General features: G+C 60.7%; 25 protein-coding genes and 1 pseudogene. 9 read left to right on the forward strand and 17 right to left on the reverse strand.

All coding sequences use genetic code 11. From position 1 onward, the window contains the following. Window positions 1–8: 8 nt before the first annotated feature. A complete protein-coding gene (locus tag KEC16_RS10055) occupies window positions 9–374 on the reverse strand; it encodes an HVO_A0114 family putative DNA-binding protein (protein ID WP_211548447.1) in 366 nt (121 codons plus the stop codon). Continuing rightward, on the reverse strand, window positions 367–732 hold the full coding sequence (locus KEC16_RS10060; protein WP_211548449.1) for a toxin-antitoxin system TumE family protein: 366 nt from the start codon (window positions 730–732) through the stop codon (window positions 367–369). The genes KEC16_RS10055 and KEC16_RS10060 overlap by 8 nt, the downstream gene beginning before the upstream one ends. A gap of 128 nt (window positions 733–860) precedes the next feature. Here KEC16_RS10060 and KEC16_RS10065 point away from each other — a divergent pair, with 128 nt between their 5' ends. After that, entirely contained in the window at window positions 861–1,157 is a 297-nt protein-coding gene (locus KEC16_RS10065; protein ID WP_211548451.1) for a type II toxin-antitoxin system TacA family antitoxin, read from the forward strand. 6 nt (window positions 1,158–1,163) lie between these two features. Continuing rightward, entirely contained in the window at window positions 1,164–1,679 is a 516-nt protein-coding gene (locus KEC16_RS10070; protein ID WP_211548453.1) for a GNAT family N-acetyltransferase, read from the forward strand. 1 nt (window position 1,680) lies between these two features. Here the strand turns inward: KEC16_RS10070 and KEC16_RS10075 are convergent, their stop codons facing one another. Next, window positions 1,681–2,040: a hypothetical protein gene (locus KEC16_RS10075; protein ID WP_211548455.1), complete on the reverse strand. Its 360-nt coding sequence runs from the start codon at window positions 2,038–2,040 to the stop codon at window positions 1,681–1,683. A gap of 843 nt (window positions 2,041–2,883) precedes the next feature. On the opposite strand from KEC16_RS10075, the gene KEC16_RS10080 reads away from it, so the two are divergent. Continuing rightward, complete coding sequence (locus tag KEC16_RS10080) at window positions 2,884–3,693, forward strand: lysozyme family protein (RefSeq protein ID WP_211548457.1); 810 nt, start codon at window positions 2,884–2,886, stop codon at window positions 3,691–3,693. On the opposite strand, the gene KEC16_RS10085 is transcribed toward KEC16_RS10080, so the two are convergent. From KEC16_RS10085 to purE, 4 genes are all read right to left on the reverse strand, one after another. After that, window positions 3,687–4,316, reverse strand: coding sequence for a DedA family protein (locus tag KEC16_RS10085; RefSeq protein WP_211548459.1), 630 nt, complete (start codon window positions 4,314–4,316; stop codon window positions 3,687–3,689). The two genes, KEC16_RS10080 and KEC16_RS10085, sit on opposite strands and share 7 nt — an antisense overlap. 126 nt (window positions 4,317–4,442) lie before the next feature. Beyond that, the gene (locus tag KEC16_RS10090) at window positions 4,443–4,877 is read right to left on the reverse strand and encodes a CBS domain-containing protein (RefSeq protein ID WP_211548461.1); all 435 of its coding nucleotides are present in this window, start codon (window positions 4,875–4,877) and stop codon (window positions 4,443–4,445) included. A gap of 103 nt (window positions 4,878–4,980) precedes the next feature. Beyond that, window positions 4,981–6,060: a 5-(carboxyamino)imidazole ribonucleotide synthase gene (locus KEC16_RS10095; RefSeq protein WP_211548463.1), complete on the reverse strand. Its 1,080-nt coding sequence runs from the start codon at window positions 6,058–6,060 to the stop codon at window positions 4,981–4,983. 5 nt (window positions 6,061–6,065) lie between these two features. Then, the gene (gene purE / locus KEC16_RS10100) at window positions 6,066–6,581 is read right to left on the reverse strand and encodes a 5-(carboxyamino)imidazole ribonucleotide mutase (protein ID WP_211548465.1); all 516 of its coding nucleotides are present in this window, start codon (window positions 6,579–6,581) and stop codon (window positions 6,066–6,068) included. Window positions 6,582–6,699: 118 nt separating this feature from the next. Between purE and KEC16_RS10105 the strand changes: the two genes are divergently transcribed. Then, window positions 6,700–7,431 (forward strand): GGDEF domain-containing protein, encoded by a 732-nt coding sequence (locus KEC16_RS10105; protein ID WP_211548467.1) that lies wholly within the window; start codon window positions 6,700–6,702, stop codon window positions 7,429–7,431. Here the strand turns inward: KEC16_RS10105 and KEC16_RS10110 are convergent. After that, window positions 7,428–8,606, reverse strand: coding sequence for a multidrug effflux MFS transporter (locus KEC16_RS10110; RefSeq protein ID WP_211548469.1), 1,179 nt, complete (start codon window positions 8,604–8,606; stop codon window positions 7,428–7,430). The two genes, KEC16_RS10105 and KEC16_RS10110, sit on opposite strands and share 4 nt — an antisense overlap. 47 nt (window positions 8,607–8,653) lie before the next feature. After that, the gene (locus KEC16_RS10115; protein ID WP_211548471.1) at window positions 8,654–8,860 is read right to left on the reverse strand and encodes a YdcH family protein; all 207 of its coding nucleotides are present in this window, start codon (window positions 8,858–8,860) and stop codon (window positions 8,654–8,656) included. A gap of 98 nt (window positions 8,861–8,958) precedes the next feature. Between KEC16_RS10115 and KEC16_RS10120 the strand changes: the two genes are divergently transcribed. After that, the gene (locus KEC16_RS10120) at window positions 8,959–10,053 is read left to right on the forward strand and encodes an ATP-dependent 6-phosphofructokinase (RefSeq protein ID WP_211548473.1); all 1,095 of its coding nucleotides are present in this window, start codon (window positions 8,959–8,961) and stop codon (window positions 10,051–10,053) included. A gap of 80 nt (window positions 10,054–10,133) precedes the next feature. Here KEC16_RS10120 and KEC16_RS10125 read toward each other — a convergent pair whose 3' ends face one another. After that, window positions 10,134–10,700 carry a UbiX family flavin prenyltransferase gene (locus KEC16_RS10125; protein WP_211548475.1) on the reverse strand — a complete coding sequence of 189 codons (567 nt, stop codon included), beginning with the start codon at window positions 10,698–10,700 and terminating at the stop codon, window positions 10,134–10,136. 138 nt (window positions 10,701–10,838) lie between these two features. Between KEC16_RS10125 and KEC16_RS10130 the strand changes: the two genes are divergently transcribed. Beyond that, window positions 10,839–11,015, forward strand: a complete 177-nt coding sequence (locus tag KEC16_RS10130) for a YdcH family protein (protein ID WP_211548477.1) — start codon at window positions 10,839–10,841, stop codon at window positions 11,013–11,015. A 368-nt stretch (window positions 11,016–11,383) separates the two neighbouring features. After that, window positions 11,384–13,297 carry a propionyl-CoA synthetase gene (locus KEC16_RS10135; protein ID WP_211548479.1) on the forward strand — a complete coding sequence of 638 codons (1,914 nt, stop codon included), beginning with the start codon at window positions 11,384–11,386 and terminating at the stop codon, window positions 13,295–13,297. A 57-nt stretch (window positions 13,298–13,354) separates the two neighbouring features. Here the strand turns inward: KEC16_RS10135 and KEC16_RS19805 are convergent, their stop codons facing one another. The 3 genes and pseudogenes from KEC16_RS19805 to KEC16_RS10145 all read right to left on the reverse strand — a co-directional run bounded on the left by KEC16_RS19805 (window position 13,355) and on the right by KEC16_RS10145 (window position 15,990). Continuing rightward, window positions 13,355–13,894, reverse strand: a complete 540-nt coding sequence (locus KEC16_RS19805; RefSeq protein WP_346344062.1) for a methyl-accepting chemotaxis protein — start codon at window positions 13,892–13,894, stop codon at window positions 13,355–13,357. A gap of 382 nt (window positions 13,895–14,276) precedes the next feature. Continuing rightward, window positions 14,277–15,410: pseudogene (locus tag KEC16_RS20115) on the reverse strand (HAMP domain-containing protein); the annotation flags it as partial. Window positions 15,411–15,600: 190 nt separating this feature from the next. Further along, window positions 15,601–15,990, reverse strand: coding sequence for a NifB/NifX family molybdenum-iron cluster-binding protein (locus KEC16_RS10145; protein ID WP_211548484.1), 390 nt, complete (start codon window positions 15,988–15,990; stop codon window positions 15,601–15,603). A 178-nt stretch (window positions 15,991–16,168) separates the two neighbouring features. On the opposite strand from KEC16_RS10145, the gene KEC16_RS10150 reads away from it, so the two are divergent. Both KEC16_RS10150 and KEC16_RS10155 read left to right on the forward strand, forming a co-directional pair. Continuing rightward, a complete protein-coding gene (locus KEC16_RS10150) occupies window positions 16,169–16,798 on the forward strand; it encodes a response regulator (protein WP_211548486.1) in 630 nt (209 codons plus the stop codon). A gap of 104 nt (window positions 16,799–16,902) precedes the next feature. Beyond that, on the forward strand, window positions 16,903–17,853 hold the full coding sequence (locus tag KEC16_RS10155; RefSeq protein WP_211548487.1) for an HWE histidine kinase domain-containing protein: 951 nt from the start codon (window positions 16,903–16,905) through the stop codon (window positions 17,851–17,853). On the opposite strand, the gene KEC16_RS10160 is transcribed toward KEC16_RS10155, so the two are convergent. The 4 genes from KEC16_RS10160 to KEC16_RS10175 all read right to left on the reverse strand — a co-directional run bounded on the left by KEC16_RS10160 (window position 17,843) and on the right by KEC16_RS10175 (window position 23,327). Then, window positions 17,843–18,520, reverse strand: a complete 678-nt coding sequence (locus KEC16_RS10160; RefSeq protein ID WP_211548489.1) for a response regulator — start codon at window positions 18,518–18,520, stop codon at window positions 17,843–17,845. The two genes, KEC16_RS10155 and KEC16_RS10160, sit on opposite strands and share 11 nt — an antisense overlap. A gap of 3 nt (window positions 18,521–18,523) precedes the next feature. Beyond that, window positions 18,524–19,129, reverse strand: coding sequence for a response regulator (locus tag KEC16_RS10165; protein ID WP_211548491.1), 606 nt, complete (start codon window positions 19,127–19,129; stop codon window positions 18,524–18,526). 70 nt (window positions 19,130–19,199) lie between these two features. After that, window positions 19,200–19,838: a response regulator gene (locus KEC16_RS10170; RefSeq protein WP_211548493.1), complete on the reverse strand. Its 639-nt coding sequence runs from the start codon at window positions 19,836–19,838 to the stop codon at window positions 19,200–19,202. Between the two features lie 60 nt (window positions 19,839–19,898). After that, entirely contained in the window at window positions 19,899–23,327 is a 3,429-nt protein-coding gene (locus KEC16_RS10175; protein ID WP_211548495.1) for an ATP-binding protein, read from the reverse strand. Window positions 23,328–23,363 lie beyond the last annotated feature (36 nt).

Raw genomic sequence — 23,363 nt, forward strand, 5'->3', positions numbered from 1 at the left:
GTCGTCAGTTATCCCACGATGTTTAGCTCCATCTGAACGCCACGCACCAGCACTTCGGGCGCGACTGAACCGCGCTTGCCAGGAACGAGTTTAACCAACCCGTACTGGCTCATGGTCTTGAGGGTGCGGGACAGGTTGCTGACCTTTCGGCCACTCAGCATCTCTAACTCGGCAAGCGACGCGGGGTGCTGCTCGTCAATGATGCGCAGCAGTTTCCGATTCGGCTCCGACAGTACCTTAGCCATCGATTCCAGGGACGTGAACCAAACCTTAGGCTCATCGGATTGGCGGCGACGTTCACCCCGAGCAATCTGAATGGCACGTTTCCGAAGCTCTTCGTGGGTGGCGATGCCGACCTTGATCTTCTCAGCCATCGTTCTTCTCCTTCAGGATACGCTCGATCTCATCGAAGAAATCGGCAATCAGCTTCTCGGCGGTGACGAACTGATAGGGCCGACCTTCGTCCGTTTCGTCACGGTGCCAATGGTCGAAGGCAGCATGCCGCTCGACAAATTTACCGCCACGATGGGCAACACCATGGGCGTTGTCGTAGCCCATCAACCGCCGACCATCTCGTGCGTGGAAGGTCAGCGAGTACGAGATGCCGTGGGGCTTCTCGGGCGTCGCGCCGATCTCCTTGACCTTGAATCGTGCGACATGACCGCCGTCGTAGATGATCTCCTCACCATCGAGGTCGAGTAGGTACGAGAGGGTTTCATCGGCGCGGCCCATCCTCAACACATATCAGTTAGTGATAAGAGTTGGCAAGGGCAACCCTGAACGGCGGGCCGACCTCATCCATCGTATTGCAAAACGCACTACAGCGGAGCATATTAGCCCCAACACCAGGGAGTCACCGCATGCCCGTCACCGCCAATCGCAAAGACCATCCGCTGTCCATGCGCCTGCCCGACGCTGATCTCGCCATCATTGATCGTGCGGCCCAGTTGCGTGGGCGGTCACGAACCGATTTCGTGCGCGAGGCAGCAGTGCGTGCCGCAGAGGCCGTGCTGATGGAGGCGGGTCTGATCCGCATGAGCCAGGAAGGGTTTGCCGAGTTCATGGCGGTGCTGTCGTCCCCGGCGGCACCAGTGGCTCCCATGGTCGAAGTTCTGAAGCGTCCTGCGCCGTGGGAACGGGAAAGCGGGCAAGGCTGACCGTCGATGCCTTTGTCTGCTCCTGAGCCATTGAACGCTACCCACGACGTATCGCAGTTCACCTGTGGCAAGCCTGCACTCGATCATTGGCTCCAGACCCGCGCCCTGTCCAATCAGGAGAAGGGCTTCACGGTTGTGATGGTCGTCCATGATGCAGGTCGGGTGGTGGGCTATTACGGTTTGGCTCCCACGGCAGTGGTCCCGACCGTGCTGCCCCGTTCGATCAAAACGGGGCAGCCACCCAATCCTGTACCGTGTCTGTTGCTGGGGCAACTGGCGACCGATCTGGACTGGGCCGGTCATGGTATCGGCACCGGCCTGCTGCGCCATGCCCTGATCCGCTGTGTACAGGGGGCGCGGTTGATCGGCGGTCGTGCCTTGATGGTTAATGCCATCGATCCTGACGCTGCTGAATTCTGGAAACGACGCGGATTCTTGCCGTCCAAGGATGATCCGCTGATGCTGTATCGGTCTATCGCGGAGATCGCCGCGTCGGTGACGGCGGCGGGTATCCGCATCTGACTTAGCCGATGATATCGTCCAGAACCTCTCTAATGGGAGTGGTGGCGAGCGCGGGCCAGAGATCGCGAGGCTCCCGGTCGGTGATCTCGCGAATCTTTCTCGCTTGATAGCCAAGAACCGCAAGCTGGCGCATGCTGTCATCGTCAAGGCGAGTAATGACGCTCAGGGCAGAAGTAAGAGCCTGCATCATCACGTCCAGGCCAAGGCGTTTGATGCGCCAAGGGCGTTTTCCGATCAGCCAGTAGATGGACCACATTGCATCGTCCCGGCTCCAGCAATGGGGGTGATACTCGTCGTCCAAGGCGTCAGCTACAAGCTGGAAGCCCTCGGGTGAAAGGGCTAGAAACGTTGAATTGCTCATCTTACACCCCCAGAGCTAAATGGGGCGAATCTTGTGAAGTGCATTGCCATGGGCAACCTCCTTAAATTTGAACTAAAGGAAGCCTATACCCGATGTGTGTCAAAGGTGGATTTGTTTATTTTATTGTATGGTTACTTGTTTTATTGACTAACCTTGAGTAGCTGCGTCGCGAATCTTTGTGTGGGCCGACCCTGATGCCGCTGCACTCTTGCAACGACACGGCTTCCTGCCATCCAAGGACGATCCGTAGGTGCTTTTCCGCTCTGTCGCGGATATCGCCGCGTCGGTCGAGGTGGTGGGTATTAAGTGGTGGCCTGAGGCCAGCCACAAGGCGTGGACGGCAAGCAGCCGTGGTGGCGCGAGCAGGCCTTTGGGTGCAACGCAGCGCCGAAATTGGTAAGCCACTTTCCGAAGCCGGTGGTGGCGATGGTTCGCCAGATTCCAGTCGGGTGTAGGCGCGGACATTCCGTACGTACATTTTCCACGTACATTTTGCGATTTTCTAATATACGTAAAAAGCCGCTAATACCTTGATTTAAGCCAAAAAAAAGCCTGCACCGAAGTGCAGGCTCAAGTTTAGGGAGGAAACGTCCAAGAAAGGCAACAAGGGAATAGGTCAGAAGACGTTCCGTTTGTTGCAGTGCAATAATTAGGTCTTTCCGCAGCGCAGCGCAAGGGGAAAATGCGTTCGAAAGCGGCATAAAAGTGTTAAAGGTACGGAATTGCTTGATTTTGCATCAACGCATTCCAGGCATGTGACGGCGCCCTTTGTGATACTTTGATCACTGGCATGGTGTGTGCATTGTATTTGCTCGGGCAATCGTCCGGGTGAGGTTGGGTGATATGGGCTTTTGGCGGCAGATGATGATGACGGGAATGGCGGCGATGGCCTTGGCCGCGCCGCTGCGGGCCGTTTGGGCCGCGCCGTCTTTGCCGCCAGAGACGCAATGTGCCGAGGAAGCTGGCAAGAATGAGCGTCTGTATGGCATTCCCAGCCGTTTGCTCAATTCCATCTCGGTGGTCGAATCGGGGCGTTACGACCGCGATTACAAGGCAACCCTTGCCTGGCCGTGGACGGTGACCTCGCAGGGGGAGGGAAAATATTTCCCCACCAAGGGGGAAGCCATTGCCGAAGTCCGGCGTTTGCAGGGCAAGGGGGTCAAAAGCATCGATGTCGGCTGCATGCAGATCAACCTGATGTATCACCCCACTGCCTTTTCCTCGCTGGACGAGGCATTCGAGCCGGTGGCCAATGTCGGCTATGCCGCCCGTTTTCTGAAAGGCCTGTTCGGCGCCACAGACAATTGGGTGACGGCGGCCTCTTATTATCATAGCCAGACCCCGCATTTGGCCGCGGCTTATCGCGAGCGGCTGATGAAGGTGTGGGAAGGGGCGGGCAGTACCCAGATGGCTTCGCTGGCGCGGCCGCAACTCCAGCCGATCAAGCCGGGGAAGGGGCCGGGGCTGGTGCCATCGTCGCCGCGTGTCGAGGAACAGCGTCAGGCGTGGCGCGACCAGCAGGCGGCGTATCGCGGTGAGGCCCGGCAGATCGCCGAGGCCTATCGTCAGGCCCGGCTGTCCGAGTATCAGATGCGTCGTGCCCGCATGGTCGAGGTGCGGCGGGCGCGTGGATTGTCGCCAGACGGTTATTGATCCGAGCGTGCAGGGGCGGTGTCTTCGGCCTGTTCCTTGGCCTCGATCGCCTTCATCCGCCGCTTGTTGCGGAAATAGCCGTACAGGCCGACGGTCAAGGCGATGATGACGAACCCCACCAGCATGTACCACTTGTTGTCACCCAGCCAATCTTCAAGCACGCGGCCGAGGAAATAGCCGCCCCAGGCGAAGCTGTGCGCCCAGATCATGGCGGCAATGGCATTGAGCGCCATATAGCGCAGGCGCGCCACCCCGGAAATGCCGATGACGAAGGGGGCGATGTTGCGCACGCCATAGATGAAGCGGAACGACAAGATGAACAAGGTCGGATGGGTTTTGACCAGTTGGAAGGCCCAGTCGATCTTGGCCCCCAGGGTCGGCCAGCGATTGAGCAGCGGCGTGCCGTAACGACGGCCGATGTAATAGTAAAGCTGGTCACCGGCGAAGCTGCCGGCAAAGGCGAACAGGGCCAACAATTCAACGTTGATGTTGTACTTGTGTTCAGAGGCCAAGGCCCCTGACAGGATCACCACGGTCTCGCCTTCGACGAAGGTCCACACCAGGATCAACGGATAGAGCAAGAAACCGTAATCGTTCAGGATCGTCTGAAGAAGCTCTTCCAAGGATCTATCCCGTCAGTTGGCCTGGGGTGCATCCCCCGGAGTGGCAAAATCTCGCATCCGGGGCGGCCGGTCAACGGTGAAACCGGGGTGCCACGGTTTCGTCATCAACCGACCCAAAGCGCCGGGTCAGCGGATTATTTCGGTCAGGGCTTCCTTCTTTTCAATCTCTTTGACGAAATGAACCAGCTCGTAATCCAAGGCGTCGCGGATCGACAGCATACCCACGGGCTTGCCGCCTTGGACCACCGGCATGTGGCGGAATCCGTGGTCGTGCATGATGTGCAGGGCGTGCAACAGCGGCCGGTCGGGGGCGATCGTCGACAGCTTGGACGACATCACCTGATCCAGCGTGGTGGTGTCGGGGTCGAGGCCTTCGGCGAGGACACGGAACAGGCCGTCGCGTTCGGTGAAGATGCCCGACAGCGTCCCCTCATCGACGATGACGACGGCGCCGATGCGGCGTTTGGCCATTTCCTGGGCTGCTTGGCGCACGGTGGCGGTGTGCGGCAGGGCAACGACCGATTGATTCTTGATAACGTCGCGGATCAGGCGCGAGGACATGGTGACGAGCCTCCCTGGTGATTGTTCTTGCGTGGCCGCCTTTGCAAGGCAGCGTTAGCAAAATCGGGTATCGGAAGGGGGGCGTCAATCAGGAATTATGAAATCAGTATTGGCGCGGCTGAATCCGGGTGACATGGCCCATTTTACGGCCAGGGCGGGCTTGCGCCTTGCCGTACAAATGCAGCTTGGCGCCGGGTTCTTTCAGGACGTCCAGCCATTGATCGACGTCATCGCCGATCAGATTGGTCATCACCGCGTCGGAATGACGTTCCGGGTTGCCCAGCGGCAGGCCGCAGACGGCGCGGATGAATTGCTCGAACTGGTCGGTGACGCAGGCGTCCATGGTCCAGTGGCCGGAATTATGCGGGCGCGGCGCCATTTCATTGACCAGGACCTCGCCGGCCTTGGTGACGAACATTTCCACCGCCAGCAAGCCAACCAGATCCAGCGCTTGGGCGGCCTTTAGGGCGACCTGGGTGGCGCGCTCGGCCAGCGGGGCCGAGATCGGGGCGGGGATGGTGGTGGTGTCAAGGATATGGTTGGTATGGATGTTCCAGGCGGGATCGAAGGTGGCGCAAAATCCATCAAGCCCACGGGCAACGATGACCGAGATTTCGCCGGCGAAATCGATAAACCCTTCCAGCACGGCGGGGGCGCCGTCCATGCTGGCCCAGGCTTGGTCCAGATCGGTCTGGGCGGTGATTTTCACCTGTCCCTTGCCGTCATATCCCAGCCGTGTGGTTTTCAGCACCGCCGGCCGGCCGATGGTATCCACCGCCGCTTTCAGCTCGGCGGCGGAGTTGATTTCCGCCCATGGCGCGGTGGCAATGCCGATCCCGTTGAAAAAGCGCTTTTCGCTGATGCGGTCCTGGGCGACTTCCAGCACTTTCCACGATGGCCGCACCGGCACCAGCGAGGTGAGCAGCCGCACCGAAGCGGCGGGGATGTTCTCGAACTCGAAGGTGACGACATCGACGGCGCGGGCAAAGGCTTCCAGCGCCGCCATGTCGTCATAGGCCGCCACCGTGGCTTGGGCGGCGACCTGTTCGGTCGGGCTGTCGGCTTCCGGGGTGAAGACGTGGACGCGATAGCCCAGTCGCGCGGCGGCCAGGGCGGCCATCCGTCCCAATTGTCCGCCGCCGATGATGCCGATGGTGCCGCCAGGGGCCACAGGGGTGTTCATGATGCTTAAACGATCAATTCTGGGTTTTCGGCGTCAACGGGCTTTTCCGCCACCGCCTGGGTTTGCCGCTCGCGCCATTCTTCCAGACGCGTCGCCAAGGCCGGGTCCATCAAGGCGATGATCGAGGCGGCCAGCAAACCGGCATTGGTGGCGCCGGCCTTGCCGATGGCCAGCGTCCCCACCGGCACGCCGCCGGGCATCTGGACGATGGAATGCAAGCTGTCGACGCCTTTCAACACCCGGCTTTCCACCGGCACCCCCAGCACCGGCAAGGTGGTCATGGCGGCGGCCATGCCCGGCAGGTGGGCGGCGCCGCCAGCGCCAGCGATGATGACCTTGAGACCGCGCCCTTTGGCGCCGGTGGCATAGTCGTAAAGACGCTTGGGCGTGCGATGGGCTGAAACCACGCGGGTTTCGTACGGGACCTGTAATTCCACCAGCACTTCAACCGTGTGCCGCATGGTTTCCCAATCGGACTGGCTGCCCATGATGATGCCGATAACCGGGGTGCTTTGGCTCATATCCCTATTCTTTCCTGGCAAGGAAAGGGAGGGATTATAGAAATCGGCGGAACTCGTGCAAGCATTGCTTTGGGTGTGCTACACTTCAAACTTGAACCGGAAGAAGACCGGGGGCGCCATGAGCGACGATTATCGCACCGAAAAGGTGTTCAGAGCCAACGTCATTCACGAATTCGGACGCGAGCCGCACGAAGGCCAGCGCCGTCATCTGCCGCCTCATGCCTATGAAAACCCCGATAAATCATCATCGCACAGCAGCGCCGACGCCGCTTCGGTGCTGGGTTTGCCGGCGGACAGGGTGACGCCCGAGGTTTTGGCGGCATTGTTGCCGCTGTTGGCTGAGTTGGAGCGGCTGCGCTGGAAAAGCGAACAGGCCGACCGGCGTCAGACCTGGCTGGAACAGCAATCCGACCGCCATTCCGTCGTTCCCTGCCTGACGCGGCGGGCTTTCATGCGGGAAGTGGATGGTTATCTGGTCGGTGGCGGCAGTGGGGTGGTCGCCCTGATCCAAGTCGCCGGCGTCGAGGCGTTGCGGCAATTGCATGGTTTGGCCGCTGGCGAAGGGGCGTTGCGCCATATCTGCGCCACCGTCATCGGCGCCTTGCGCACCACCGATGTGGTCGGCTGCTTGGGCGGCTCGGATTTCGCCATTTTGTTGCCGGGGGCGGATTTTGCCCAGGCCGGGATCAAGCTTGATGAAATCATCGCCCATATGACCGACCCACCTTATATGTGGCTGGGGCAACGCATTCCCCTGCAATCGGCCTGTGGCCTACATGTGCTGACCGCGGGCGAGGGGGCGGAGCAGGCGGTGGCCGCCGCTGATCGCCATCGCCGGGGATTGGATTAAGTCTTTTTCAAGAGCCGCAGCGATAGCGGCCCCATCAGGGCGAAGCCCAGGATCACCGCTGCCATGGGCACGGCGGAATGGGCGTGAACCAGCCCGACCAGGGCCGAAGCACAGGCGCCGATGGCGAATTGCAGCATCCCCAACAAGGCCGAGGCGGTGCCGGCGATGGCGCCGCCGCGTGGGGCCATCACCAGGACAGCGGAATTGGGGGCGATGAAGCCGATACAGGCGATGGTGACGAACAAGCCCGCCGACAAGCCGACGACACCGCCGAAATCGGTGGCGGCGATCAAGACAAGCCCTGTCGCCAGGACCAGTTGCACCCATTGCGCCACCGCCAGCACCTTGTGACGGTCCAGTTTGTGCAACACCCGGCCATTGATCTGACCGGCGAGGATGAAGCCAAAGGCGTTGGCGCCGAAAATCCAGCCGAAATGATCCAGCGCCACCCCGTGATATTGGATCAGGACAAAGGGTGAGCCGGAAATATAGGTGAACAGGCCAGCCATGCCGGCGCTGCCGGCCAGGGCATAGGCCATGAACGAGCGATCGGCCAGCAGGCGAGCATAGGCGCGCAAAGCGCCAAGAAAACCGGCACGGTGCCGCAGATGCGGCGGGTGGCTTTCCACCAGCCAACGATGCAGCAAGATCAGACACGCGGCCCCCAGCAAGGCCTGGGTGGCGAAGATCGAACGCCAGCCGAACTGGTTGATCAGCAAGCTGCCGGCCATGGGGGCGACGATGGGGGCGGCGCCCATGACCAGCATCAGCGAGGCATAGACCCGTTGGGTTTCTTGCGGGGGGTAAAGGTCGCGGACCATGGCGCGGCCGATGACGCCGCCGGCACAGGCGCCGATGGCTTGAAAGAAGCGGGCGATGGTGAACCATTCCACCGTGGGGGCGAACAGGCAGGCCAGCGAGGTCAAGGTGAATAGGCCCAACCCGGCATAAAGCGGCAGCTTGCGGCCCCAGCCATCGGAAACCGGGCCATACAATGCCGGCCCCAGGGCGAATCCGGCCAGGAAAGCGGCCAGGGTAATCTGAACCTGGGCGGTGCTGGCGGCGAAATCGGTCTGCATTTGCGGCAGCGCCGGCAGATACATGTCGATGGCAAGCGGCGCCAGGGCAGTCAAGGTGCCGAGGATGAGGACGATAAAACGTGACGGCGCGGACATGAATAATCCAAGACGGAGGGGGATTGGGTTCCCGCCTGCTCGCCGGTTCAGGCGATGATGTCGGGAATCAGCTGGTTCTCCAGCGTGCTGATCTGATCCTTCAGCGCCAGCTTACGCTTTTTCAGCCGCTGTAGTTGCAACTGGTCCTGAAGCGGATCGGCGGCGATGCGGTTGATCACATCATCCAGATCGCGATGCTCGCTCAGCAGGTCCGCCAGTTGGCGACGGATTTCTTCGATATTTTCGTCGATCATTATGAATTGGCGACACTTGAAGAGTTCAGCATGGTTGACACTAGCAGAACTCGATGTGAAACGGTATGGGTAAGGTCATGAACTTTCCGGGGGACCCCATGTCCAAAACCAAGCGTATCGGCATCCTGACCAGCGGCGGTGATTGCGCCGGCCTCAACGCCGCCTTGCGCGCCGTGGTGCACCGCGCCATCCGCGGCTATGGCTGGCGGGTGTTCGGGATCCGCGACGGCAGTCTGGGGCTGATGAATCGGCCGCTGGATTATTGCGAATTCGATCTTTCGGTCGCCTCGGGCGAGATGCTGCGCATGGGCGGCACCATCTTGGGCACCATCAACAAGGGCGACCCCTTCGCCTATCCCATGCCCGACGGCACCACCAAGGATCGGTCGGATGAATTCGTCGAAGGCTATCAGGAATTGGGGCTCGACGGTCTGATCGTCATCGGCGGCGACGGCTCCATGCGCATCTTGAACAAGCTGTGCAAGCAGGGCGGCGTGCCCATGGTCGGTATCCCCAAGACCATCGACAACGACGTCGCCCATACCGATTACGCCATCGGCTACGTCACCGCCCTGGGGGTGGCGACCGAAGCCATCGACCGCCTTGCCCCCACCGCCGCCAGCCATCATCGGGTGATGATTCTGGAACTGATGGGCCGTGACGTTGGCCATATCGCCCTGTCCTCGGGCATCGGCGGCGGGGCCGACGTCATCTTGATCCCGGAAATCCCCTATAGCCTGGAAGGCATCGTCGCCAAGCTGCACGAGGTCAACCAGGAAGGCCGCAACCACGCGCTTGTGGTGGTGGCCGAAGGCTGCAAGACCGAGAGCGGGGTGCCGGTGACCCAGGTGCAGGCCGACGGCGAATTCCGCTATGGCGGCATCGGTCAATATTTGGCGGCCAAACTGGGCAAGATGATCGAGGCGGAAACCCGCGTCACCGTGCTGGGCCACGTCCAGCGCGGCGGCACGCCGGGCATGCGCGACCGTCTGGTCGCCTCGGCCTTTGGCGTTCACGCCGTCGATCTGATCGCCCAGGGCAAGATGGACCGCATGGTGGCGTGGCAACATGGTCAAGTGGTCGATGTGCCGCTGTCGGAAATCGCCGGCATCACCCGCGCCGTCGATCCCTTCGGCACCATCGCCCACACGGCGCGCGGCCTGGGCATCTATATCGGCGAGATGAAGGCGTAATTCGGGGTTTGCGGGGGCGCTTGGCGGTGCCCTCGCGCCTTGTTTAAAGAAGCAAACCCGAGGGACTTTTTCACGGACGTCTATTCGCCCCAGCGACTGATCCCGGCATCCAGGCCGAACAGATCCAGCGCCCGGCCGACGCTGTGGTTGACCATGTCGTCCAGGCTTTGCGGCTTGGCGTAAAAGGCCGGCAGCGGCGGCGCGATCACCGCCCCCATCTCGGTCAGATGCAGCATGGTGCGCAGGTGGCCGGCATGTAGCGGCGATTCGCGCACCATCAGCACCAGTCGGCGGCGTTCCTTCAAGGTGACGTCGGCGGCCCGCGTCAGTAACGAAGTGGTGACGCCGCTGGCGATTTCACTCATGGAACGGATCGAGCAGGGCGCCACCAGCATGCCCAGCGTGCGAAACGAACCCGAAGCGGGGGCGGCGGCGATATCCTCGGCCTTGTGCCAGTGATCGGCCATGGCCCGCAATTGGGCCACTTTAACCGTGGTTTCATGGGCCAAGGTGATCTCGGCCGCCTTGCTGACGACCAGATGGGTTTCCACTCCCAACCGGCGCAGGGCGCGCAAGGCGGCGATACCGTAAACGACCCCAGAGGCGCCGCTGATGCCGACCACCAGGCGGGGCGGATGTGCCGTCATGAAACATTCTCCTGATTTTTGCCGATTGTAGATTGCTTTCGCCAAGGCGATGCGGCATAAAACGCAATTTTTTTGCTGACAGCGGATGGATCTCTGTCTTAGGCTACCCACCTTAGCCCACATACAGGGAGGATTGTAATGAGCCTTCAGGACCGGATCGAGTCTTTGAGAGCCCGCCATGCCGCGCTGGATACCGCCATCGAAAGCGAAACGCGCCGCCCCCTTCCCGACGAAAGCCAGATCGCCGATTTGAAGCGCAAGAAATTGCGCATCAAGGACGAATTGCTGCGTTTCGGCACCGGTAACCCACACTAAGGATTTTTGTGACGCACGGTTGATCTGGGCGGGAAATGTGCCGTCCGGTTGGTCGTGAAATCATCGTAGTGTGTTGTTTGTAAGGTATTTTTGCCGTGAAAAGGCACCCGTCGGTCATCGCGCCGGCGGGTGCCTTTATTTGGAATGATTGCACTTTCAGGTTATTTTATTTCCGCATTCCGGTGACGAAATCTGTGGTTCCGACGATATTTTATGGCGTACTTGCCCGCATAAGATAAGTTCTGTTGCATTTCCAGTGATTGGCCCTTTGCAAAAATTTCGCGTCTGGTGCATCTTGACCGCCTCTGAAGGGAGGGGCTGGACCCTAACCACGGGGAAAGATCGTTAAAGCAGAGGGAACGGCATCAATGACCAATGCGTATCAACAGGCTTACGAGCGCTCGCTGACCGACCCCGAGGGGTTTTGGGCCGAAGCCGCCAAGGACATCCACTGGTACAAGACCTGGGACAAGGTTCTGGATGATTCGCGCAAGCCGTTCTATCGCTGGTTCACCGGGGGCGAGGTCAACACCTGCTACAACGCCATCGACCGTCACGTCAAGGCCGGCCGTGGCGCCCAAGCCGCGATCATCTATGACAGCCCGGTCACCGACACCGTCAAGACCATCACCTATGACGAGTTGAAGGATCAGGTGTCGCGCTTCGCCGGCCTGCTGCGCGGCCTGGGCGTGGACAAGGGCGACCGCGTCCTTTTGTACATGCCGATGGTGGCGGAAGCGGTGGTCGCCATGTTGGCTTGCGCCCGTCTGGGCGCGGTGCACTCGGTGGTGTTCGGCGGCTTCGCCTCGAACGAGTTGGCCACCCGCATCAACGATGCCCAACCCAAGGTGATCGTCTCGGCTTCGTGCGGGATCGAAACCGCCCGCGTCATCCCCTATAAGCCGCTCTTGGACCATGCCATCGAGCTGGCCGATCACAAGCCGGCCCATACCGTCATCTTGCAGCGCCCGCAAGTGGCCGCCGCCATGACCGCGCCGCGTGACGTCGATTGGGCCGAGGCGGCCAAGGCCGATCCGGCCGATTGCGTGCCGGTCGCCGCCACTGATCCGCTGTACATTTTGTACACTTCGGGCACCACCGGCCAGCCCAAGGGCGTGGTCCGCGACAATGGCGGCCACATGGTGGCGCTGAAGTGGACCATGAAGAACGTCTACAACATCGAGCCGGGCCAGGTGTTCTGGGCCGCGTCCGACGTGGGTTGGGTGGTTGGTCACTCTTACATTTGCTACGCGCCCTTGCTGCACGGCGCCACCACCGTTGTCTACGAAGGCAAGCCGGTGGGCACCCCCGATGCCGGCGCCTTCTGGCGCATGATCAGCCAGCACAAGATCACCGCGCTTTTCACCGCGCCGACCGCGTTTCGTGCCATCAAGCGCGAAGATCCCAACGCCGAATTGCTGGGCAAGTACGACATGAGCTGCCTGAAGGCCTTGTTCCTGGCCGGCGAGCGTTCCGATCCCGATACCATCAAATGGGCGCAGACCAATTTGAAGGTTCCGGTGGTCGATCACTGGTGGCAGACCGAAACCGGCTGGGCCATCGCCGCCAATTGCCTGGGCCTGCATGAGTTCCCGGTCAAGCCCGGTTCGCCGACCAAGGCCGCGCCCGGATGGGACTTGCAAGTCCTCGACGAAGGCCATCATTCGTGCAAGCCGGGGCAGACCGGCTCGCTGGTGGTCAAGCTGCCGTTGCCGCCCGGCACCTTCTATACCCTGTGGAATGCCGAGGATCGCTTCTTCGAAAGCTACATGGCCGAATATCCCGGTTTCTATAAGACCGCCGATGCCGGCATGATCGACGAAGACGGCTATGTCTATGTCATGAGCCGGACCGACGACATCATCAACGTCGCCGGCCACCGTCTGTCCACCGGTCAGATGGAAGAAGTGCTGGCCAGCCATCCCGACGTGGCCGAATGCGCCGTCATCGGCGTCGCCGACCAGTTGAAGGGGCAATTGCCGCTGGGCTTCATCTGTCTGAAAGCCGGCGTCACCAAGTCGGACGAGCAAGTGGTCAAGGAAGCGGTCAAGCTGGTGCGTGAAACCATCGGCCCGGTCGCCGCCTTCAAAAGCTGCACCGTGGTCAAGCGTTTGCCCAAGACCCGGTCGGGCAAGATCTTGCGCGGCACCATGCAAAAGATCGCCGACAACCAGGATTACAAGATGCCGGCGACCATCGACGATCCGGCCATCTTGGAAGAAATCGACGAATCGCTGCAAAGCATCGGCTATTCCAAGGCTCGCGGCGAGGCGGTGGAATAACCCCAAGCGCCGAGACAACATCAGGGGAGCCGAAAGGCTCCCCTTTTTGTTGGTCGCCTACAACGCGCGGACGTTACCAAGGAAGGCGGTGACGGTGGCGCGCAATTCGCCGGTGCCGCGAGCCACGGTTTGCGAACTGCTGAGCACCTGTTCGGCGGCTTGGCCGGTTTCGCTGGCGGAACGGCTGACGCCGGCGATATTGGTCGAAACCTGCTGGGTGCCGTCTGCCGTTTGCTGGACGTTGCGGGCGATTTCCTGGGTCGCCGAGGATTGTTCCTCTACTGCGGCGGCGATGGCGGTGGCGATGTGGTTGATTTCCTCGATGCGTCCGACAATGCTGCGGATGGCGTTGACCGTCTCGCGCGTCGCCGCTTGGACTTCTTGAATCTGAGAAGTAATCTCGTCGGTGGCCTTGGCTGTCTGGTTGGCCAACGACTTCACTTCATTGGCGACGACGGCGAAGCCCTTGCCGGCTTCACCGGCCCGCGCCGCCTCGATGGTGGCGTTCAACGCCAGCAAGTTGGTCTGGCTGGCGATATTGTTGATCAGGCTGACCACGTCGCCGATGCGGGTCGAGGTCGAGGCGAGGCTTTGCACCAATGTGTTGGTTTGATGCGCCTCTTCGGCGGCGGCTTGCGACGCTTGGTTGGATTGGGCCACTTGCCGAGCGATTTCGGCGATGGAGGCGGACAGTTCCTCGGCGGCCGAGGCGACCGTCTGCACACTGAGCGAAGCCTCTTGCGAGGCGGCGGCCACCGTGCCGACTTGGGTGGTGGTATGCTGGGATATATCGTTCATGGCGGCGGCGGTGTGCTCGAGTTGCCGTCAACGCCTCGGTCACGCCGTCCAGCACGCCGGAGACTTCGGTGTCGAAACCGCGCGCCATTTCTTCGAGCATCTTCGCCCGCTTCTCGCGGGTTTCGCGATCGCGCTTTTGTTCCTCGGCCAGAGTATCGGCCCGCAGCGAATTGTCGCGCAGGATTTGCATGGCCTTGGCCATCGACCCGATTTCGTCGGCGCGCTCGGCCCCTGTGATCTCCACCGCCAAGTCATGTTCGGCCAGTCGGGTCATCAGCTTGGTCAGGTCGGTCAGCGGGCGGATCACCTTGCGCGACATCACCCGCAACACCGCCCCAATCAACAGCAGAGCCGTCAGCAAGACACCGACCGAAAGGGTAAGCCGGAGCTTGGCGTCGGCGCGGGACAAGCCATTGATGTCTTGGGCGTTTTCGATGGCGGAATCGCGCAGGACAAAGACGTTGTTCAACGTCTGGGTGGTCCACGTCCCCCATTTCTCGGGCGAGGGTTGGCCGGCTCGGGCGGCTTGCAGCACGGATTGGAAGCGTTTTTCGCCTTCATCCATCAAGGTTGAGCGGACGTGCTGGATGGCTTCTTTCAGCTTCGGTGGCTCGTCCTGGCTTTTGACTTCTTGTTGCAGCATTTTCCACAACAAGGCGACTTGGCCGGTCTGTTCGGTGGCGCTGTTCAGGCGTTCGGGGGAAAATGGGGCATTGCGCGCGTAGATGCCCAAGTTGGACGAGCGCATGCCGTTGACGTTGCGCATCTCTTGCGCCAACAGGGCCAAGCCGGCGGCACTGCTCAGGTTCGGCGCCGCCAAGCCCAAGGCGCGATAGGCTTGGTTGGTTGCTTGGTTGACTTGGTTGACCACGGTGACGAAGCTATCGACATTGGCGCTCAGGGCGTTATCCGGTCGTTCGGCTTTTGCCTTGGCAAGTGCGGTCAAGGAAGTGGCGCGCAAGCTTTTCAACGCGTTCTGCGCCGCTTCCAACGCGGTCAAGGACAGACCGGCAATGCGCGACTGTTCGATCGCGGCCTGCATGTAGCCGTCGGTCTCCGCGGTGATTTTTTGCACTTTGGCCAGATCGTCCGGGGTGGCGGCATTTTCCGCCTGCAAGGCCTGGCCCCAGGCGCCGCGCTCGGCGCCGAAATTGCCGTTGAGTTTGAGTTCCTGGTGGAAGGCGGCCAGGATGATCCCGGCTTTGTTTTGGTCAGCCAAATCCTGGGCCGATTCCCAGGCCATGACCCCGGAGACGAAGACTGCCAAGGTGCCGATCGCGACGTTGCCAATCAAAACCCGTGCGCGCAAGTTCATACGGTGCCCTCCCCAGGCGAGGATGCGTCCATTCCGTTCAGCTAAACGAATAGGCTATCCATTTCGCTTGTAGTGTCTCATAGGAGAGGTGGTTCGGAGAATGGCGCAAAAGGCGCTATGCCGTGCTTATTTTGCGCGGCAGCCTCGTTCTAAGGTATGGCCTGTCGCGGGGGGGGGGGGGGCGGGGGATTTATTTATGCTTGGAAAACAAGTCCAGCGTCTTGCAGATAAGGGCGCCGATGGGGTGCGGTTTGGGGTCGGACAGGGTTTGGGCCAGATAATCATGGACCGCCTTGGCCGCGTCTTTTTCCGCCGTCAGGGCGACGATGGCGCCGCGCTTTTCCATGTGTTTGACGAAGCCATCCCCCGCCGACAAGGTGATGACCGCATCAATGCCGTCCAACGGATGGGCGCCGCCATTTTCCTCGACGTAATGGAAAACCTGTTCTCCCGGCAATTCCAGTTGCTGCGGGGCTGAAACAGCAGAATTCTCATCGATGGTGAACACAAGCCAGCGCTTGGCGCGGCCGGCATGGCCGCTGACCGAACGGAAGTCGGAACTGGCGACGGCGATCTTCATTGCCTAAAAACTCCGCATATGGCATCTGCTGTATAGATTATGTGCATAAGTCCGGTGCGACAAGGGCTGTTGGCGATGTATATGGTGGGCTGTATGTCGGTTCTCGATTTCATCGCCTAAATGGTGCATCTTGTGCCCTGGCCCCCAAACAAAATGCAACCGGGTGAGGAGAACCTAAGTGCCCATTCGCATCCTGATCGCCGAGGATCAATTACTCGTGCGCCAGGGGTTGGCCGCCTTGTTGAAGGCCGAAGACGTGCTGATCGTCGGTGAAGCCGAAGATGGGGCCGCAGCCGTTGACATGGCTAAAAGCTTGAAACCGGATATCGTCTTGATGGATTTATCCATGCCCGGTGTCGATGGCGTCGAGGCGACGCGGCGGCTGAAGCGGGCGGCGCCGCAGATCCGGGTCTTGATCTTGACCGTGGCCAATTGCGAGCGCCGGGTGGCCGAGGCCTTGGCGGCCGGGGCTGATGGTTATGCCTTGAAGCGCTTGGGCCACGAGGAATTGATGACCGCCATCAATTCCGTGCGCATGGGCCGACAATATCTGGGGCCGGGTTTGGACGTCCAACAGGTGCGCGAGCATCTGGATGGCGGTGAAATGAACGTCCCGGCATTGACCGCGCGCGAACTGGAAGTTCTGCGTCTTATCGCGCAAGGGCTGAAAAATCGCGAGATCGCCGATACCTTGTCCATCGCCATCAAGACGGTGGAAACCCATCGCACCAAGATCATGCAGAAGTTGGATCTGCATAATTCGGCCGAGCTGGCGACTTATGCCATTCGGCGCGGCCTGATTGAGTAGTTCGTTAGAACTAATCCATAAGGTGTTGCTTCCGCCCTTTGCCATGTTGGTTTTCCTAACCCATCGGTTTAAGCACATCCCATGCTTTGGTGGGTGAGGGCGGCTTGATCAAGCAAACGCAAAGGCTAAGGGGCGGGCGGCTGAATTTTGCCGAAATTGCCGGGTTGGCTGCGGTGGTCGCCCGCAACGATGGGCGCTTGAGCTTCGTCAGTGACGCGGCGCGGCGGCTGCTTGGGCGGCAAGGACGGGCGCCGCAAAGCTGGAACGACAGCATTCTTTCCATCGCCGATGCGGGAGCCTTGGCGGCGTTGTGCCGCCGGGTCCGGCAGGGCGGGCAGGACGAGACGCAGGTGGTGACGGTGCCCGGTGATGGCCGTCGGCTGGAAGCGCGCCTGCATGCATTGGCTGGGGGGAAAAACGAGGTTCTGGTGCTGTTTGCCGACATCACCCAGCAAATTCGGTTGAATGCGGATTTGCTACGCCTGCGGGCCGACAATCAGGCCTGGGCGGCGGAATTGCAGCATCGCGTGCGCAATGTCCTGCATGTCCTGTCGGCGATGATGTATCTGGAAGGTGCCCCCGGAGGCGGCGATGACGCTGCCTTTGATTTGGTGCGCGGCCGGATTTTGGCCATGGCGCAAGCCCATGACACCTTGGAGGTGCGCGACGGCATCGCCATGGTTGATCTGGTGGCCTGTATCCGTTCGCTTCACGCCTTGGTCTGTTCCGGCCTTGGGCTGGAACCGAACGTCTTGTCCCTGCGCTTGGAACTTGATGACGTGCCGTTGGCGCCGTCCATCGATGTTGCCGTGCCCATTGCCCTGATCGTCTATGAGGTGTTTTCGGCGGCGGCCAAGGCCGCCGCCGACGGTGTCGAGTGCGAGATCGACGTCAGCATTCGCCGTCTAAACGAAAGAGTCCGGTTAAGCATCTCGGGGCTGTGCATCGCCAGAGATTGCTTGAATTTGCGGTTGGTGGAGGCTTTGGCGCGGCAGTTGCGCGCGCAATTCGCATCGGATTTGTGCGGTCGGATGACCTTGGATTTCAGTCCTTAACCAAGTCTGCTTTGGTCGACGCTCCCGGTAAACCGGCCAAAATGGCGGTCCGGGCCGCCTCGGTGCGATTGCTGACGGCGATCTTGCGGAAGATGTTGCGCAGATGCGCCTTGACCGTCACCTCTTGTAATTCCAAGGCGCGGGCGATTGTCTTGTTGGGGGCGCCATCGACGATCATCGACAAGATGTCGAGCTCGCGCGCTGACAATGCCGCCAGTGGCCCGGCTTTGTTGCTTGGCGGATCGGTTTCTTTGCGGCCCAAATCCTCGCGGTAATCGAACAGGAAGGGGGGGATGTACTTTTCCCCCGACAGCACCAGACGCAAGACGCCGATGATGGTTTCCCCGCGCATGGTCTTGGGGATAAAGCCATCGGCGCCGCTTTCGATGGAATGGAAGGCATCGGCGGGATGCGTTGATCCCGACAAGATGACAAGCGGAACCAAAGGAAATTCCGCCCGCATGGCCATCAGACCGTTCAACCCATCCATGCCCGGCATGTTCAGATCCAAGATGGTCAGTCCCAGATTGCTGGCTTCGCGGGCTTTGCTCAGCGCTTCACTGAAACTTCCGGCCTCAATGACTTGGGCGCCGGTGGTGACCCGTTGCAGAAAGGGAATTAAACCGTCGCGGACGAGGGCATGATCATCGGCCAACAAGATATCCATGGCTCAGCCTCGGCTCCCTAAGGGGGCGGCCAGGGTTTTGGCCAGGGCGTCACTGATTTGGGGCAGGGAAAACGGCTTGCCGACCAGCTTGACCACGCTGTCGGGAAGATGTTCGGCCTCGGCGCCGCGGATATGGCCGCTGGCGACAATGATTGGCGTTCCCGGCTGCAATTCCTCCAGGCGGCGGATCAGTTCCATGCCATCCATGCGCGGCATGCGAATATCGGTGATGACGGCGTCATAGACGTTATTGTGGCACAGCTCGAAAGCTTCCTGGCCGTCATGAGCGACGTGGACGTCATAGCCGCGTTGTTGCAAATGATCGGCCAGCATCATGGCAGCCAAGACTTCATCATCGGCCAGCAGGATCAATGGGGCACCCACCATCGTCACATTGTCCGACCGCGGCAGAATGGATGGCGTCGACGAGGTGGTGTGGCCGATAAGTTGGGTCAGCTGATCAACCTGTCCCAAAATGGTGCCGATTCGCTTGTTCAGGCGTTCGTCCGTCAGCTTTCCGTCGCCATGTTCCAACGCCAGCGATTCCGCCGCCAAACGGATGACATGCAGACACTGATTGGCATCATGAACGAACGTGCGCGACAGCATCACCGCTTCCCCCCCTGTCGATTCACTATGACATGGGTCAGGGGCGCTGCAAACATCAATGGGTGGGTTGTTATAGCGATTCCGTATCGACCAGCATGCGCATGGCCTGGAGACGATTTTGGACACCCAATTTACGGAACATGTTGCCCAGGTGCGATTTAACCGTGACCTCGCTGACATCCAGGCGAGCGGCGATCACCTTGTTCGGCAGTCCTTCGCGCAGCAAATGCAAGATGTCACGTTCGCGCGGGGTCAGGCGCCCCAGCAGGTCGCCAGAGGGTGAGCGATCGTTTGCTCCCGGCGGTTGTCCGGGATTGTCCATCAGCATGGAGGGGATGAAGCGTTCGCCCGACAGCACCAATTGCAGGGCGGAAACCATGGCGCCGCCAGACAGGTGTTTGGGGATGAAGCCGTCGGCGCCCAGGCGCATGGCTTCGAGAACATGGTCGCGATCCGCCACCGCCGACAAGATAACGCACCGAATCGCCGGGAAACGGGTGCGGACGGTGGACAGGCCCTGGAAGCCATTCATGCCCGGCATCTTGATGTCGAGAATCAGCAGATCGACGGCCGGATCCGCTTCGATTTGGGCCAAGGCCTCGGTGAATGAACCGGCTTCTTGAATAATGGTTCCGGGAGCGATTCTCTCAACGAAGGGCCGCAATCCTTCACGCAGCATGACGTGGTCATCGGCTAAAATAATGCGCATGATTATTCCTCTCCCACGCTTCTGTGTTACGTCTTTAGGCAGAGGCACGCAAGAAAAAGATTACAGGTAATCCAAGGCGGGGACGCATTCGTCCAGACTGGCGGCAATGTCGCTGACGGTGCTGTCGGCGGCGATCACCATCATGGCTCCGGCGGCGACGGTTTGGCGCGAAAGACTTTCGGTCAAATCGCCGATGACAATGATGGGGAGGTCGGGAGCGGTTTGATTGAGATCATGAAGGGCCGGGGCCAGGGTTTGCCAATCGCCGCGCAGCAAGGCGGCCTCGGCCTGATCCGGCTGAGTGACGGCGCACCAGCCGAAGACGGCGATTTCCGCCGCCACGGGGCCGGCGGCATCGTTGAGGTATAATTGGCGCGGGGGCACCGGCAGATGAATGTGGATTGTGGTCCCGGTCTTGACGATGAAATCGATCGTGCCGCCCAACTCGGCGATGACCCCCATGGCAATGGGTAACCCCAGCCCCTTGACGGTGCCGCCGGCCAGATTGTGGTGGACCTGTTCGGGGAGGCCGGGTCCGTTATCGCTGATGCTGATGGCGATCGTGCGGTCTTCGGCCCTTTGGCACGACACGGTTAAGCGAGCCTGCCAAGGCGGCGTCGCCGCGTGACGGGTCATGGCCTCGGTCGCCAGGACATCGCAGGCATTGTCGAGCAGACCGGCAAGCGCGACTTGCAGGCGGGCAGGGTGGCCAGAGATCATCGGCAGTTTGGCCGCCGCATGCCAACAAAAGACGATGCCCTGCATGCGAATGCGGTCTTGAATACCGGCCAGCGCATGGCGCAGGACGGTCATTACGGAAAAGCGCTGGGGCGGGGCTGTCGGCCGGCGGGTGGCCAGGACCAGGGATTGGGCGAAATCCTGTATCCGTTGGCATTGTTCGATGGTCGAGGTCAAGGCGCGGCGCAGGCGGTCATCGTTCAGGCGATTATCCGCCAGATTATCCAAGACGTTTTCAGCGTTCAGGCGGATGATATTGATGGGCTGGCCAAAATCGTGGGCCAGATTGGCGGTCAGTTCCCCCATCAACCACAAGCGTTGCGCCGGCGTGGCGCTATTGCTTGGCGCTGGCGTTGTCTGTGCCGGCAATACATCCGGTGCGGGCGCGGTCATGGCGGAGGGCGACAGCAAGTCGTCGATCGTCCGGCCCAATTCCTCTAAAATCAATGGCTTTGTTAATCTGGCGGTGGGGCCGGCCCCACTTGGCGGCAGTGGCATGGTGCCGCCCGACATCATCACCGCCGGCACCTGTGGCCAAAGGTCGCGTAAGTGCGAGATCAGCACATTGCCGTCCATTCCCGGCATGCGCTGATCGGTCAGGACCAGATCGAAACTGTCGGCTTTGGCCAATTCCAGGGCGTCGAGCGGTGAAATGGCGGCAATCACCGCGTAGCCGCGGGCGGTCAGATAATCGGTGATGCAATCCACCGCCAAGGGTTCGTCATCGACGACCAGGATGCGGCGGCGTTCCGTGCCGGTCGGACGGGGTTTGTTTCCGGCAAGGACAATGGGGGTTTGTGTCTGCGCCCGGCAAGGCCACGACACCTGGAACAACGCCCCATCGTCAGTATTGTGGCCGCTGATCTGGCCTTCCATGGCGGCGACGATATTGGTGCTGATGGACAATCCCAGGCCGGTGCCGCTGCCGTTGCCGTCGGCCTTGGTGGTGAAGAAAGGGGCGAAGATGCGGGGCCACAGATCTTCGTGAACGCCGCCGCCATTGTCTTGCACCGACAAGGTGAGCGTGTCCGCCCCTTGTTCCAGCCGCAGGCTGACCCGCCGCTGTCCCGGCGGGCGCTGGCTGCGGACCGCGTCGCGGGCATTGCTGAGTAAGGCCAAGACGACTTGTTCCAATTGATTGGCTTGCCCGTTCAGCTCGGAGCAGCTTTCCGGCATATCGACGCTGAGGGTGATGTCGTCCAACTGGAAAGGCTGCCGCAGGAAGGCGATGGCGGCATGAATAACCGGCAACGGTGCGAAGGGACGGCGTTCGTCCATTTCACTGTGGGCGAAGGAACGCAAATGGGCGATCATTTCCCCCATGCGGCCGGTTTGTTCGATCATGATCGACAATTTTCCCGCCAAGGTCTGAGGCGCGATGTCGTCCTGGTGCAGCCGTTCCAGGCTGTTTTCCGCCGTCATCCGCAAGATGGAGAGCGGCTGGTTCATTTCATGCGCCACTTCCGAGGCGATCTGTCCCAGTGTGACCAGCCGGGCGGTTTGCACCAATTTCTCTTCCGCCCGTTTTTGCGCCGTTTGATCGATGATGGTCCCGATCAGGCCAATGATCTTGCCGGTCTGATCGGTGAAGGGGGCTTTGACAATGGCGATCTGACGCAGCGATCCGTCGCTCCAGCGAAAGGCGGTTTCGTAGCTTTGGATACCGCCATGGGTGAGCAGCTCGACGTCGCGTTGGCGAAATTTTGTCGCTTCGTCCGCGCCATAGGTCTCCATCAGGGTTTTTCCGACGATTTCCGCCGCGGTTTTCCCCAGCGCCGCGGCGAAAGCATCGTTACAGCCCAGGTAGACAAGCTCGGTGTTCTTGTAGAAAACCGGATAGGGCAGGGCGTTGATCAAGGTCTGTTTGAAGGCCAGTTCGTCGCGCATCGCCGCTTCGATCTTTTTGCGATGGGTGATTTCGCGTCGAATGGCGACGCGCCCCCCTTCGGCGGTGGGGTGTTCGATGATTTCCAGCCAGCGGCCGTCTTCCAGCAATTGTTCGAATGGTCCGGCGGGGCTGCGGTGTCGTTCCAGCCGTTCGCGCACCCAAGATTCCACGGCATCGGGACCAATGCCGAGGTATTGGCTGCGCTGGGCGCTGACCCGCAGCAATTCCTCGAAGCTGACGCCGGGGCGGATGATGTCGGCGATGGTCGGGTAGATGGACAGATAGTGGCTGTTGAAGGCGATCAGTCGATCCTCGGCATCAAAGACCGAAAAGGCGTCATCACTGCTTTCCAGTGCGTCCATCAACCGGGTCTGGGCGGCGCGCAAATCGGTTTCGCTGCGGGCGAGGGCTTGTTCGGAACGGTGGCGGCTGGTGACGTCGGTACAAGATCCGACGACTTCGCGGGGAGTGCCGTCCGCGTTATGGATCACCTTGCATTCATCATGCAGCCAACGCCACGAACCGTCCTTGGTCCTGAGACGGTATTCCATTTCCAGCCGTCCCAGGCTGGGCAATGAAGCAAGGCTGCCCAGGCATCGCTCGCGATCATCGGCGTGAACGTGCTCGATCCAGAACCGAGGCATGCTCAGGATTTCTTCGGCCTGATAGCCCAGTAACGCCTGAACGTTGCCGCTGACGTAAGTCAGGGGGGATTTTTCGTGGCATTGGCGAGCATAGATCACCGCCGGCACCGATTGCAGCAAGACGTCCAGATCCGGTCGTGGCCGTGTCGGAATAGCTTCGGGGTGACGAAACGCCGCCCAGGCGGCTTTTGCGCGCAGCCATATCCCGGTGCCGGTCATATGACCTCCTTGACCAAAGTCTTGTTCCGGCATTGT

This window comes from Magnetospirillum sulfuroxidans (assembly GCF_018224925.1).
In the GTDB taxonomy this organism is placed as follows: domain Bacteria; phylum Pseudomonadota; class Alphaproteobacteria; order Rhodospirillales; family Magnetospirillaceae; genus Magnetospirillum; species Magnetospirillum sulfuroxidans.